This is a genomic window from Mesorhizobium sp. ANAO-SY3R2 (genome assembly GCF_042466635.1).
Classification (GTDB): domain Bacteria; phylum Pseudomonadota; class Alphaproteobacteria; order Rhizobiales; family Rhizobiaceae; genus Aminobacter.
The window spans coordinates 1,333,724-1,346,401 of the sequence record NZ_CP159955.1; the positions used below are offsets into that span (position 1 = coordinate 1,333,724).

General features: G+C 62.8%; 10 protein-coding genes and 1 tRNA gene. 9 read left to right on the forward strand and 2 right to left on the reverse strand.

Going from position 1 to position 12,678, the window contains the following annotated elements; all coding sequences use genetic code 11:
• Positions 1-10: 10 nt before the first annotated feature.
• From ABSY17_RS11190 to ABSY17_RS11215, 6 genes are all read left to right on the forward strand, one after another.
• Positions 11-1,681 (forward strand): ribonuclease J, encoded by a 1,671-nt coding sequence (locus ABSY17_RS11190; protein ID WP_378950265.1) that lies wholly within the window; start codon positions 11-13, stop codon positions 1,679-1,681.
• A 95-nt stretch (positions 1,682-1,776) separates the two neighbouring features.
• The gene (gene mce, locus ABSY17_RS11195; protein ID WP_378950267.1) at positions 1,777-2,181 is read left to right on the forward strand and encodes a methylmalonyl-CoA epimerase; all 405 of its coding nucleotides are present in this window, start codon (positions 1,777-1,779) and stop codon (positions 2,179-2,181) included.
• Entirely contained in the window at positions 2,178-2,447 is a 270-nt protein-coding gene (locus ABSY17_RS11200; protein WP_378950269.1) for a DUF1467 family protein, read from the forward strand. The genes mce and ABSY17_RS11200 overlap by 4 nt, the downstream gene beginning before the upstream one ends.
• 552 nt (positions 2,448-2,999) lie before the next feature.
• The gene (proS, locus tag ABSY17_RS11205) at positions 3,000-4,328 is read left to right on the forward strand and encodes a proline--tRNA ligase (RefSeq protein ID WP_378950271.1); all 1,329 of its coding nucleotides are present in this window, start codon (positions 3,000-3,002) and stop codon (positions 4,326-4,328) included.
• Positions 4,325-5,611, forward strand: a complete 1,287-nt coding sequence (locus ABSY17_RS11210; protein WP_378950273.1) for a lipoprotein-releasing ABC transporter permease subunit — start codon at positions 4,325-4,327, stop codon at positions 5,609-5,611. The genes proS and ABSY17_RS11210 overlap by 4 nt, the downstream gene beginning before the upstream one ends.
• Entirely contained in the window at positions 5,611-6,294 is a 684-nt protein-coding gene (locus tag ABSY17_RS11215; RefSeq protein ID WP_378950275.1) for an ABC transporter ATP-binding protein, read from the forward strand. Before ABSY17_RS11210 ends, ABSY17_RS11215 begins: the two co-directional genes overlap by 1 nt.
• Positions 6,295-6,955: 661 nt before the next feature.
• Here ABSY17_RS11215 and lipB read toward each other — a convergent pair.
• The gene (lipB, locus tag ABSY17_RS11220) at positions 6,956-7,696 is read right to left on the reverse strand and encodes a lipoyl(octanoyl) transferase LipB (RefSeq protein WP_378950277.1); all 741 of its coding nucleotides are present in this window, start codon (positions 7,694-7,696) and stop codon (positions 6,956-6,958) included.
• Positions 7,697-7,905: 209 nt separating this feature from the next.
• Between lipB and ABSY17_RS11225 the strand changes: the two genes are divergently transcribed.
• Positions 7,906-7,990 (forward strand) — tRNA-Leu (locus ABSY17_RS11225).
• Between the two features lie 288 nt (positions 7,991-8,278).
• On the opposite strand, the gene ABSY17_RS11230 is transcribed toward ABSY17_RS11225, so the two are convergent.
• Positions 8,279-10,528, reverse strand: a complete 2,250-nt coding sequence (locus ABSY17_RS11230; RefSeq protein WP_378950279.1) for a heavy metal translocating P-type ATPase — start codon at positions 10,526-10,528, stop codon at positions 8,279-8,281.
• A 70-nt stretch (positions 10,529-10,598) separates the two neighbouring features.
• Between ABSY17_RS11230 and ABSY17_RS11235 the strand changes: the two genes are divergently transcribed.
• Both ABSY17_RS11235 and mgtE read left to right on the forward strand, forming a co-directional pair.
• Complete coding sequence (locus ABSY17_RS11235; RefSeq protein ID WP_378950280.1) at positions 10,599-11,021, forward strand: helix-turn-helix domain-containing protein; 423 nt, start codon at positions 10,599-10,601, stop codon at positions 11,019-11,021.
• A gap of 126 nt (positions 11,022-11,147) precedes the next feature.
• Positions 11,148-12,578 (forward strand): magnesium transporter, encoded by a 1,431-nt coding sequence (gene mgtE, locus ABSY17_RS11240; RefSeq protein WP_378950282.1) that lies wholly within the window; start codon positions 11,148-11,150, stop codon positions 12,576-12,578.
• Positions 12,579-12,678 lie beyond the last annotated feature (100 nt).

Below are 12,678 nucleotides of genomic sequence, written 5' to 3' on the forward strand. Positions count from 1 at the left end.
GATTTCTGGTATGGCGAAAGCGCAAAGCGCTGAGCTCGTATTCGTGCCGCTTGGCGGCGTCGGCGAGATCGGTATGAACTTCGCTCTCTACGGTTTTGGTCCGGCGGATGCACGCGAGTGGATCATCATCGACGTCGGTGTGACGTTCCCCGACGCGACATTGCCCGGCGTCGACCTCGTTCTGCCCGACACGCGCTTCATCGAAGACGATCTGAAGAATCTGCGCGGCATCGTCATCACCCATGCCCATGAAGACCACTATGGCGCGTTGCTCGACACCTGGCCCAAACTCAAGGCTCCGGTGTGGATGACGCCTTTTGCCGCCGGCCTGCTCGAGGCCAAGCGGCAGTCGGAGCAGGGCGCGCCGAAGATTCCAGTGACGGTCTACCGCGGCGGCGAGAAGTTCACGATCGGGCCGTTCGAGATCGAGGCGATCCCGGTCACCCATTCGATCCCCGAGCCGATGTCGCTTGCGATCACGACGCCGGCCGGAACGGTCATTCATACCGGCGACTGGAAGATCGACCCGGAGCCGGCGATCGGGCCGAAGACCGACGAGCAGCGTTTCCGTGCCTATGGCGACGAGGGCGTGCTGGCGCTGATCTGCGATTCCACCAACGCTCTGCGCGATGGTGACTCGCCTTCCGAGCAACAGGTCGGCAAGGGACTGCGCCAGGTTATCGAGGAAGCCAAGGGGCGCGTTGCCGTCACCACCTTCTCCTCCAATGTCGGTCGCATCCGCTCGATCGCGGAAGCCGCGCGCGATGCCGGCCGCCAGGTGCTGGTCATGGGCCGTTCGCTCAAGCGCGTTATCGATGTATCGACCGAACTCGGCTACATGGACGGTCTGCCTGAATTCGTCTCGGAAGAGGACTACGGCTACATCCCGCGTGAAAATCTCGTCGTCATCTGCACCGGCAGCCAGGGCGAGCCGCGCGCAGCGTTGGCCAAGTTGGCGCGCGACGAGATGAAACAAGTGGCGCTGTCGCCCGGCGATACGGTGGTGTTTTCCTCGCGCACGATCCCCGGCAACGAGAAGGCGATCCTCGAGATCAAGAACCTGCTCATCGACCAGGGCATGAAGATCATCGAAGACGGCGATGCGCTGGTCCATGTCTCCGGCCACCCGCGCCGCAGCGAACTCAAGCGCATGTACGAATGGGTTCGTCCGCGCATCGGCGTGCCGGTGCATGGCGAGGCAGCCCATCTAGTCGGACAGGGCTCGCTGATGGCGATGTGTGGCATTCCCGAAGTGGCCCAGATCCGCGACGGCGACATGCTCAGGCTGTGGCCCGGTGCTGCTGAGATCATCGATCAGGTGCCGTTCGGCCGCGTGTTCAAGGATGGCAAGCTCATCGGCAGCGACGAGGAGATGGGCATCCGCGACCGGCGCAAGCTGTCCTTTGCCGGCCACGTCGCCGTTAACGTTGTGCTTGACGACAAATACGAACTCTCAGGCGACCCGGATCTGGTGGCGATTGGCGTGGCCGAGGCTGATGCCAGCGGCGAGGCGCTCGAGGAATTGATGCTCGATGCGGCAATAGGCGCTGTAGACTCGATACCCCGTGCGCGCCGAAAAGACCTCGACCTGGTGCAGGAGGCGGTTCGGCGCGCGGTGCGCGGAGCGGCCAACGAAGCCTGGGGCAAGAAACCTCTGGTGACCGTTTTCGTCACCAGGTGAGCGAATAGGGAGTAGCGAATAGCGAATGGACTGTTTGTCAGGTCGTCTCTTCCTGTTTCCTGCTCACTATTCGCTATTCGCTAGGATTTGAAACAATGCTCGGACGCCTCAATCACGTTGCCATCGCCGTGCCGGATCTCGCGGCGGCGAGCGCTGTTTATCGCGATACGCTCGGCGCCAAGGTGACCGAGCCGCAGGCACTGCCCGAACATGGCGTGACTGTTGTGTTCATCGACGTCGGCAACACCAAGATCGAGTTGCTCGAACCGCTGGGCGAGGGCTCGCCGATCGCGGCCTTCCTCGCGAAGAACGCTTCGGGGGGCATGCACCACGTCTGCTACGAGGTTGACGACATCCTGGCCGCCCGCGACCACCTCAAGGCATCGGGCGCTCGGGTGCTCGGTGACGGCAATCCCAAGATCGGCGCGCATGGCAAACCGGTATTGTTTCTCCACCCCAAGGACTTCCAGGGTACGCTGGTCGAATTGGAGCAGGCATGAACTGGATTTCTTTCGCCGCGATGTATTTCGTCTTTTGGTGGCTGACGCTGTTCGCCATCCTGCCGTTTGGCCTGAAGACGCAAGACGATGACGGTAACGTGACGCTGGGGACCGAGGCGAGTGCGCCGCGCGGGCCGCATATGCTGCGGGCGATGCTGTGGACGACGCTGATCACTGCGCTGGTGATGGCCGTGTTCTATGGCGTTACCAGGGGGCTCGGATTTACTTTCGACGATATACCGAACTTCCTTCCCCGTGCCAGTTGAACGGTGTTGAAAGCGCCTTCGGGTAGCGAAAGTCAGCTGTTGTTTGCCCAAAAAAAATGCAAGGCGCGAGGCCTTGCAATTTAAACGCGTCCGATCTGCTTTCCGGTAACCGGCGGCAGCGAGTAATCGCGCCTAGATCGCATCCTCCCAAGACTTTGACCGCGTAGGAGAACGGATTTTTGCTCCGCCCTCTCGGTTATCAGAGCACATTAGACTAAGCCGAAATGAAATGTCACGCGGAATTTTGCTTCCAAGCGGGCATTCGTGTGCTGCAATGCACAATTGATTGGCAGCTCATGCGCATCAACCAGGCAGGGCATTCTGGCGCTAGGCTACTGTAAGGCTCGGAAAATCAGGAAGGGCTTTCAGAGGGGCTGATGCACCCTTCATGGATTCAAAGTGTTGCAGCGTCCTTTGTGCGTCCTGAGCGACGCGCGACGCTGTAACCTATGCGCGCGGGTTTCCATTCGGCCATGAAATGGCTATGAAGCGCGTTCAAGCAAGCCTTTCTAGTTCGCCGATTCCGGCTTCATCGTTTTCATGGAACACTCGATGCGTCTGTCGCGCTATTTCCTGCCCATTCTGAAAGAAAATCCCCGCGAGGCGGAGATCGTTTCACACCGGCTGATGCTCCGCGCCGGCCTGATCAGGCAGCAAGGGCAGGGCAGCTTTTCGTGGCTGCCGCTGGGCAAGCGCGTGCTCGACAAGGTCTGCCGCATCGTGCGCGAGGAACAGGACCGGGCAGGTGCGCTCGAAATCCTGATGCCGACCATCCAGTCGGCTGAGCTGTGGCGCGAAAGCGGCCGCTACGACGACTATGGCAAGGAGATGCTGCGCATCAAGGACCGCAATGAGCGCGATATGCTGTTCGGTCCGACCAACGAAGAGATGGTCACGGAAATATTCCGCTCCTACGTCAAGTCGTACAAGGATCTGCCGCTGAACCTCTACCACATCCAGTGGAAGTTCCGCGACGAGATGCGCCCGCGCTTCGGCGTCATGCGCAGCCGCGAATTCCTGATGAAGGACGCCTATTCCTTCGACCTCGACTACGAGGGCGCCAAGGCCGCCTACAACCGCATGTTCGTATCCTATCTACGCACCTTCACGCGGATGGGCCTGCAGGCGATCCCGATGCGTGCCGATACCGGCCCGATCGGCGGCGACCTCAGCCACGAGTTCATCATCCTGGCCGAAACCGGCGAAAGCCAGGTGTTCTGCCACCGCGATTTCCTGTCCCTGCCGGTGCCGGGCGCCGACACGGATTTCGGCAATGACGGCGAAATCGCCGGCATCGTCAAGGAATGGACGACTCCATACGCGGCAACCGAAGAGATGCATGACGATGCCGCCTGGGCTGCGGTGCCTGAAGCCGACCAGGTTTCGGCGCGCGGCATCGAGGTCGGTCATATCTTCCACTTCGGCGAGAAATATTCAAAGCCGATGAATGCCAAGGTGACCGGCCCTGACGGCAAGGAACACTATGTGTCGATGGGCTCCTACGGCATCGGCCCGAGCCGCCTGATCGCCGCCATCATCGAGGCGAGCCATGACGAGAACGGCATCATCTGGCCGGAGTCGATTGCGCCCTTCGATGTCGGCCTGATCAACATGAAGGTCGGCGACGCCGATTGCGATCGTATCTGCGGCGAGCTCTACGCGGCCTTCGAGGCGGCGGGCAAGGACGTGCTCTACGATGACACCGACCAGCGCGCCGGCGGCAAGTTCGCCACCGCCGATCTGATCGGCCTGCCGTGGCAGGTGATCGTCGGCCCGCGCGGCGCTGCTGCTGGCGAAGTCGAGATCAAGAACCGCAAGAGCGGCGAACGCGAGACGATGCCGGTGGCGCAGGCGCTCGCCAAGCTGGGCGCCAAGGCATGAACCAAAAAGCGGCGGCGAAACCGGCAGGCGCTGGGCCGTTCTCCGTCTTCGAACGTATGGTGGCGTGGCGCTACCTGCGGTCGAAGCGCAAGGAGACGGTCATCTCCGTCATTGCCTCGATCTCCTTCCTCGGCATCATGCTGGGCGTTGCCACGCTGATCGTGGTGATGGCGGTGATGAACGGTTTTCGCGCCGAACTGTTGACGCGTATTCTCGGCGTCAACGGCCACTTGATCGTGACGGCGATCGACACGCCGCTCGAGGACTATGCCGCCGTCGCCGACCGCATCAACGGTGTAGCCGGCGTGAAATATGCCATCCCGCTGGTCGAAGGCCAGGTACTGGCCCAGGGCAATGTCGGGGCAGGTTCCGGGGCGCTGGTGCGTGGCATCAGGGGCGCGGACCTAGCGAAGGTGACGCTGGTCGCCAACAACATCAAGCAGGGTTCCCTCGTCGGCTTCGACGATGGGGAGGGCGTGGTCATCGGCCGGCGCATGGCCGAGAACATGGGGCTGGTGCTGGGCGACTCGATCAGGCTGATTTCTCCTGATGGCGACGTTACCCCGATGGGCACGACGCCGCGGGCGAAAGCCTATGAGATTACCGGCATCTTCGAAGTCGGCATGTCCGAATACGATTCATCGATCGTCTTCATGCCGCTCAATGAAGCTCAGCTCTATTTCAATTCCGAAGGCAAGGTCGGGTCGATCGAGATCTATGTCGACAACCCCGACAAGATCGACGCGCTGAAGCCCAAGGTAGAGGAGGCGGCGCAGCGGCCGATCTTCCTGACCGACTGGCGCCAGCGCAACGAGACCTTCTTCTCGGCACTGCAGGTCGAGCGCAACGTCATGTTCATGATCCTGACGCTGATCGTGCTGGTGGCGGCGCTCAACATCATCTCGGGCCTCATCATGCTGGTGAAGGACAAGGGCCGCGACATCGCGATCCTGCGCACCATGGGAGCGACGCGCGGTGCGGTGATGCGCATATTCCTGATGACCGGTGCGGCGATCGGCATGACCGGCACGATCGCGGGCGTGCTGCTCGGCGTCGTCATCTGCCTCAATGTCGAGCGCATCCGGCAGTTCTTCTCCTGGCTGTCGGGTACGGTTCTGTTCAATCCCGAGCTCTATTTCCTCAGCCAGTTGCCGGCCAAGATGGACATCGGCGAAACGATTTCAGTGGTGGCGATGGCGCTGGTGCTGTCGTTCCTGGCGACCCTGTTTCCGGCATGGCGCGCAGCCAAGCTCGATCCGGTCGAAGCCTTGAGGTACGAGTGATGGTTGCTGCTGTCATCGAACTCAAGGGCGTCGAGCGCCATTACGAACAGGGATCGCGCAAGCTGACGATCCTCAACGACGCCAATTTTTCGCTGAAGGCAGGCGAGATGGTGGCGCTGGTGGCGCCGTCAGGGTCCGGCAAGTCGACGCTGCTGCACACGGCAGGCCTGCTTGAGCGGCCTGATGCCGGCGACGTCATCCTCAACGGGCGCGCTTGTGGCCGCCTCTCCGACGACGAGCGCACGGCGATCCGCCGCAACGACGTCGGTTTCGTCTACCAGTTCCATCACCTCCTGCCCGAGTTCACGGCATTGGAGAACGTGATGATGCCGCAATTGGTGAAGGGGTTGAAGCCATCGGAGGCGAGCGAACGCGCTGCCCAGCTGCTCGACTACATGAAGATCGGCAAACGTGCCCAGCACCGTCCGTCCGAACTTTCCGGCGGCGAGCAGCAGCGCGTGGCCATCGCGCGTGCCGTTGCCAACGCGCCGCTGGTGCTGTTGGCTGACGAGCCGACCGGCAATCTCGATCCGGTGACGGCGGGCTACGTTTTCGACGCCCTCTCGGCACTCGTCCGCCAGTCGGGACTTGCGGCGTTGATTGCCACGCATAACCACGAGCTCGCTGCACGAATGGACCGTCGCGTCACGCTCTCCGAGGGCAAGGTCGTCACGCTGCGCTAGCAGCCTGTCGCGCCGTCCCTGGGCCTATACGGCGTGCGCGGCCGTCCTCCGGCCGCCGTTGTTCCCAGACAGGATATTGCCTTAGCTCATGCCGCCATTCTTAACGGGCGGCCGCAGCTGCATGTCCGCATAAATCCTTCGTTTACCGTCGATTCGCTTGTGGCCTCCGCCTTTGGCAGGAGTGCAATGGGCCTCGTTGACATTTGAACAAAATTAGAACAAATTGAGAACATATTGAAAACGGGAGCGAGTTATGACCGATCTGATCCAGGATGTCGTCTCGATGGTGTGCATGAGCGCCTTTCTTGTCACGATGGCTATGTGGATTGGCGCGCTCTGATATGGGTGCCCGTCCTGGTCTCGCCTGCGAAGACCGATTTCAGAAAAGCTATTTCAGTTGATGAATGAAGCGTGTCGCGAGCGAAGCTTGCGACACAAAGGGTGGCCGGCATCTAGCGCATCGGCACGAATCGAACTTCTGCGAGGCGAAATCCGGAATCGGTTCTCGGACGGCACGATGCTCGACAGAGTTGGGGCGTCTCTCGTGCGTCCATATGGGCGCATAGCGCTCCAATAGGTCCTGCGAGCGCTGCAGGCAGCACTGCCGGAGCGCTCAGTCCATTTCTGGCCTCGGCGCGGCAAGCTGCCGAGGTGCGGGAACCTAAGTGGTCTTGTGGAGTGGTAGCGTGGTCGCGCTGGCCGGTCCAAAAATTTCCTCGAAGGCAGCTTTCAGCGCCACGTCGAGGTCGGCCATGGTCACCGGCAGGCCGAGATCGACCAGGCTCGTCACGCCGTGCTCCGTGACGCCGCACGGCACGATGCCGGAGAAATGGCCGAGCTCCGGTTCGACATTGATGGCGATGCCGTGGAAGCTGACCCAGCGGCGCAGGCGGATGCCGATGGCTGCGATCTTGTCTTCCGCCGGCGTGCCGTCGGGCAGGTGCGGGCGGTCGGGCCGCACCACCCAGACGCCGACGCGATCCTCGCGCCGCTCACCCTTCACGTTGAAGGTGCCCAGTGCCTTGATGATCCACGCCTCGAGCGCTGCGACGAAGGCGCGGACGTCCTCACGCCGACGCTTGAGGTCGAGCATGGCATAGGCAACGCGCTGACCGGGGCCATGATAGGTGTATTCGCCGCCACGGCCGGTGTTGAACACCGGGAAGCGGTCGGGGTCGACCAGATCTTCCAGCCGGGCGCTGGTGCCGGCAGTGTAGATCGGCGGGTGCTCGACCAGCCAGACCATCTCGCCGGCTGTGCCTCGGCGAATCTCGTCAGCCCGTGATTCCATGAAGGCAAGCGCCTGATCGTAAGGGGTAAGGCCCGATTCGATTCGCCATTCGACAGGGGCTGAGCCCGGAATGGGAAGAAAAGACGTGGCGATCTGGCTGCGTTCGGTCATTTTTCTGGTCCGTTCTTCGGTTTGATATGGCGGCTTGGGGCCGAAAGGTCCAGTGCGACGGCCTTTTAGGGTCGATTATTGGGCTCCTTCCGCCAAGCTTCCGTTGCGGTATGCAAGAATGATTGGAGAATATCGTTCAGGGCGCTTGTTTCCCTGAAAACGATTTGCTACATGCCGCGAGCCGGTTCGGACCGGCCCTTACACGGCGTGCGGTCGTGGCGGAATTGGTAGACGCGCAGCGTTGAGGTCGCTGTGGGGCAACCCGTGGAAGTTCGAGTCTTCTCGACCGCACCAGTCGTTTCAGATGAGCACCAGTCATCTGCGTAAGGCGTTCCACCCGGGGTGGGACATTGTTTGGCCTCAGCGACACGCCTGCCAAATTCCAAAGATTTTTCAGAGGATTACGCAGACTTGCTGAAGTGGGCCTGCGCAACTGTTCTTGTCGTCGGGCCGGCGCGTTTCGGCGCTTGGCGGCAATGTGCCCGACATGTGGGGCGCAGATGAAAGAACGCCGCGCATCCCGTCGGACACGCGGCGCGGCAAGACTTTGAGTTGGTGGCCTCTCGAAAGCGCTGGCGTCGGTCAGCGGCCGCGCCAGGCGAGCAGCCGCATGGCATTCGCGGTCACCAGCACGGTGGCGCCGGTGTCGGCGAGAATCGCCGGCCACAGGCCGGTAATGCCGGCAATCGTTGTCACCAGGAAAACCGCCTTGAGCCCGAGTGCCATGGTGATGTTCTGGGCGATGTTGCCCATCACCGACTTGGACAGGGCGATCATGGCTGGAATGTCGGTGACGCGGCCGTGCAGGATCGCTGCGTCGGCGGTTTCCAGAGCGACATCGGTGCCGCCGCCCATGGCGATGCCGAAATCTGCCGCGGCAAGGGCAGGGGCGTCGTTTATGCCGTCGCCGACCTTGGCGACGACCTGACCCAGCTGCTGCAGTTCGCGGACGATTCGCTGCTTGTCGTCGGGCATCAGGCCGGCCCGCACCGAAATGCCGAGGCCCTTGCCGATGGCGCGCGCGGTTGCTTCGTTGTCGCCGGTCAGCATCACGGTGCCGATGCCCTGAGCCTTGAGTTCTGCGAGCGCGGCAACCGCGTCGGGACGCGGCTCGTCGCGCATGGCGATGATGCCGGCGACTTCCTTGCCTGCCACCAGTACGGAGACGGTCTTGCCGTCCGCATTGAAGGCAGCGATCTGGTCCTTCAGTTCGGCGGACAGAGTGGCCATCTCTCCGGCCGCGCCAGGCGAGGCGAGGAAGACGTCCTCGCCGCCGACCTTGCCGGTGACGCCCTTGCCGGCGACCGCCTTCGCGGCACTCGCCGGCGGCACGGGGACGCCGTCAGCCTTGGCGCGAGCGAGAATGGCGAGCGCCAACGGGTGATTGGAGCCTGTCTCCAATGCTGCTGCCAGCGACAGTACCTTGGCCTCTGGACGGCCGACGCCGATCACGTCGGTAACCACAGGCTTGCCCTCGGTCAGCGTACCCGTCTTGTCGAGGGCGACGGTGGTAACCCGGCGCATGCCCTCAAGCACCGCACCGCCCTTGAGCAACAGGCCTCGGCGGGCGCCGGCGGAAAGGCCGGCGGCAATGGCAGCGGGCGTCGAGATGACCAGCGCGCAAGGGCAGCCGATCAACAGGATGGCGAGGCCCTTGTAGATCCAGTCCGACCATTGGCCCAGGCCGAGCAGGGGCGGGACAGTTGCCACCAGTGCGCCGACGAGGAGAACCAGCGGCGTGTAGTATGTCGAAAAGCGGTCGATGAAGCGCTCGGTTGGCGCCTTGCTCTCCTGGGCCTCCTCGACCAGCTTGATGACGCGGGCGATGGTATTGTCGGCAGCCGCGGCGGTGACGCGAATCTTGAGCACGGCATCGGTGTTGATCGTGCCGGCAAAGACGGCATCGCCGACGCCCTTGGTCTTGGGCGCGCTCTCGCCGGTCACCGGCGCTTCGTCGAGCGCGCTCGAGCCTTCGATGATGACGCCGTCAGCGGCTATTCTGTCGCCCGGGCGGACGAGGATGAGCGAGCCGATGCGGAGCGAATCAGCGGGCACTTCGCGTGTCGCGCCAGCTTCTTCGACCAGGGCCGTCTTGGGCACCAGGTCGGCGAGGTCGCGAATGCTGGCGCGGGCGCGGCGCGCAGCCACGCCTTCCAGCAGTTCGCCGATGAGGAACAGCAGCACGACCATAGCCGCTTCCTCGGTGGCGCCGATGAAGACCGCACCGACTGCCGCAATGGTCATCAGCGTCTCGATCGTAAAGGGCGTGCCGGTCAGGGCGGCGGCAAAGGCGCGGCGCGCTACCGGCACCAGCCCGACCGCCAGCGCCGCCAGGAACGCCCAGTGCCCGATCTGCGGCAGCAACAGCCCGATGGCATAAGCCGCCACGAGCGCGACGCCACAAGCAATCGTCAGCCTGGCCTTGCGCGACTGCCACCAGGGGCCGTCATCGAGGTCGAAATGGTCGTGCCCAGCGTTTGTTGCGCGCGCGTCATCGCTACCGTGGCTATGTCCGGCGGAATGTCCATGAGCGTGGTCGGCGTGATCATGGCTGCGGGACGGCCCGTGTTCGTGCTTGTCGCCGTGGCGATCCTGCTGGCGGGCCGTGCCAAGCATGGCGACTGAATAACCCAGCGCCTTCACTTGCCGCGATATCTCGCCCGAGGGGACCGCGCCCTCATGAGAAACCGTCATCGTGCCGGCAGAAACCGAAATGCCGACATCGGTGATGCCGGGCAGGCGGCTTACCGCGTTCTCGATCTTGGTCGCGCAGGAGGCGCAGTCCATGCCACCGACGCGAAAGCGCGTCTTGCCTGTGCTGGCATCGTTCATGTCAGGTCCTTTCATCCACTTTGATGCAATGCTAGAATCTCTAGCCACTAGAGGATCAAGGGGGCTTGCGATGAATATTCCGATCGGCGAACTGGCGCGGCGGACAGGCGTGAAGGTGCCGACGATTCGCTTCTACGAACAGATAGGGCTTCTGGCAGCGCCACCGCGCACGGAGGGCAACCAGCGCCGCTACGGCAAGGCGGAGATCGACCGGCTGAACTTCATCCGCCATGCCCGTGAACTCGGCTTCGAGGTCGATCACATCCGCGAATTGCTGGCCATGTCGCAGGAGCCGCAGGCGTCTTGCCATCAGGCCGACAGCATCGCCAAGGCACATCTGCGCGAGGTCGACCGCCGCATCGAACGGCTCCAGGCCCTGCGCGAAGAGCTGGCGCGCATGATCGACGAATGCGGCCATGGCCGCATCTGCGACTGCCGCATCATCGAAGTTCTTGCCGACCATAGCAATTGTGCCAGCGAGCATGTGGCCTGATTGAAACATGCGGAGAATGCCTGTGTCGCGGGCCCGAGGGCGGGCGCATTTCATTTGATATTTCGGCGCTTTGCGGGCTAGGGGTAACCCATCTCGAATCCCGAACGCCGCAAGCGGGACGCGCCGATGGAAGCCCAGCACGACCACATCCACGGCGCTGACGCCGCCACCGCCACCGGCGCCGAAATCTACGGCGACGACGGGGTCATCCTTGCGTCTTTTCTTGCCCATATTGGCGCAGCGATCGCCGACCGCGACACGCTGACACTGAAGCGCGACGTCTCGGGCCTGCACCAGTCGGAGCTCGGCGATCTGCTGGTTGCGCTGCTGCCGGAGCAGCGCCTGGCCCTGGTCGAACTGATGGGGTCGGACTTCGACTTCTCGGCGCTGACAGAGGTCGACGAGGCGATCCGTCTCGATATCGTCGACAACCTGCCCAATGAGCAGATCGCGCAGGCCGTCCAGGAACTCGATTCCGACGACGCGGTCTACATTCTGGAAGATCTCGACGCCGAGGACCAGAACGAGATCCTGGCGCAACTGCCGTTCACCGAACGCATCAGGCTGCGCCGCTCGCTCGACTATCCTGAGGAATCGGCCGGCCGGCGCATGCAGACCGAGTTCGTCGCGGTGCCGCCGTTCTGGACCATTGGCCAGACGATCGATTATTTGCGGGACGACAAGGACCTGCCCGACCGCTTCAGCCAGGTCTTCGTCATCGATCCGACCTTCAAGCTGCTTGGCGCGGTCGATCTCGATCAGATCCTGCGCACCAAGCGCGCAGTCAAGATCGACGAGGTGATGCACGAGACCCGTCATGCCATCCCGGCCACCATGGACCAGGAGGAGGCGGCGCGCGAATTCGAGCAGTACGACCTTCTCTCGGCTGCCGTCGTCGATGAGAACGAGCGGCTGGTCGGCGTTCTGACCATCGACGACGTCGTCGACGTCATCCAGCAGGAAGCCGAGGAAGACCTTCTGCGCATGGGCGGCGTCGGCGACGAAGAGCTGTCAGACACGGTCGCCGCCACCTCTCGTTCCCGCGTGCCGTGGCTGCTCGTCAACCTCGCCACCGCCTTCATCTCGGCCTCGGTCATCAGCCAGTTCGGCGCGACCATTGAGGAAATGGTGGCGCTTGCGGCGCTGATGCCGATCGTCGCCTCGCTCGGCGGCAATGCCGGCACCCAGACCATGACGGTGACGGTGCGCGCACTCGCCACCCGCGATCTCGACATCTACAATGCCGGCCGCGTCATCCGCCGCGAGGTGATGGTCGGGCTGCTCAATGGTACGATCATTGCCTCGATCCTCGGGCTGGTCGCTGGCCTGTGGTTCCACAACCCCGATCTCGGCTTCGTCATAGCCGCGGCGATGGTCCTCAACATGCTGGCTGCCGCGCTCGGCGGCATTCTCATTCCGCTATTGCTTGATAAATTCGGCGCCGATCCGGCGATTTCCTCGTCGATCTTCACGACCATGATTACCGACGTCATCGGCTTTCTGGCCTTTCTCGGTCTGGCTACCTGGTGGCTGCATCTCGGTGCGGCTGCCGGATAGGGCGCAGCGTCAGAACGGACGCTTTATGCCATTGAAACTGCACGTTGTTTCGTGTGGGAATCGTTTCCGATTTCCGAGCCGGTGCGTTCGGCAGTGTCAA

Coding starts and splice junctions, on each gene's coding strand:
- proS (WP_378950271.1), top strand. CDS start 3,000: ATGCGTCTGTCGCGCTATTTCCTGCCCATTCTGAAAGAAAATCCCCGC.
- ABSY17_RS11215 (WP_378950275.1), top strand. CDS start 5,611: ATGGTTGCTGCTGTCATCGAACTCAAGGGCGTCGAGCGCCATTACGAA.
- ABSY17_RS11190 (WP_378950265.1), top strand. CDS start 11: ATGGCGAAAGCGCAAAGCGCTGAGCTCGTATTCGTGCCGCTTGGCGGC.
- mce (WP_378950267.1), top strand. CDS start 1,777: ATGCTCGGACGCCTCAATCACGTTGCCATCGCCGTGCCGGATCTCGCG.
- ABSY17_RS11200 (WP_378950269.1), top strand. CDS start 2,178: ATGAACTGGATTTCTTTCGCCGCGATGTATTTCGTCTTTTGGTGGCTG.
- lipB (WP_378950277.1), bottom strand. CDS start 7,696: ATGACCGAACGCAGCCAGATCGCCACGTCTTTTCTTCCCATTCCGGGC.
- ABSY17_RS11210 (WP_378950273.1), top strand. CDS start 4,325: ATGAACCAAAAAGCGGCGGCGAAACCGGCAGGCGCTGGGCCGTTCTCC.
- ABSY17_RS11235 (WP_378950280.1), top strand. CDS start 10,599: ATGAATATTCCGATCGGCGAACTGGCGCGGCGGACAGGCGTGAAGGTG.
- ABSY17_RS11230 (WP_378950279.1), bottom strand. CDS start 10,528: ATGAACGATGCCAGCACAGGCAAGACGCGCTTTCGCGTCGGTGGCATG.
- mgtE (WP_378950282.1), top strand. CDS start 11,148: ATGGAAGCCCAGCACGACCACATCCACGGCGCTGACGCCGCCACCGCC.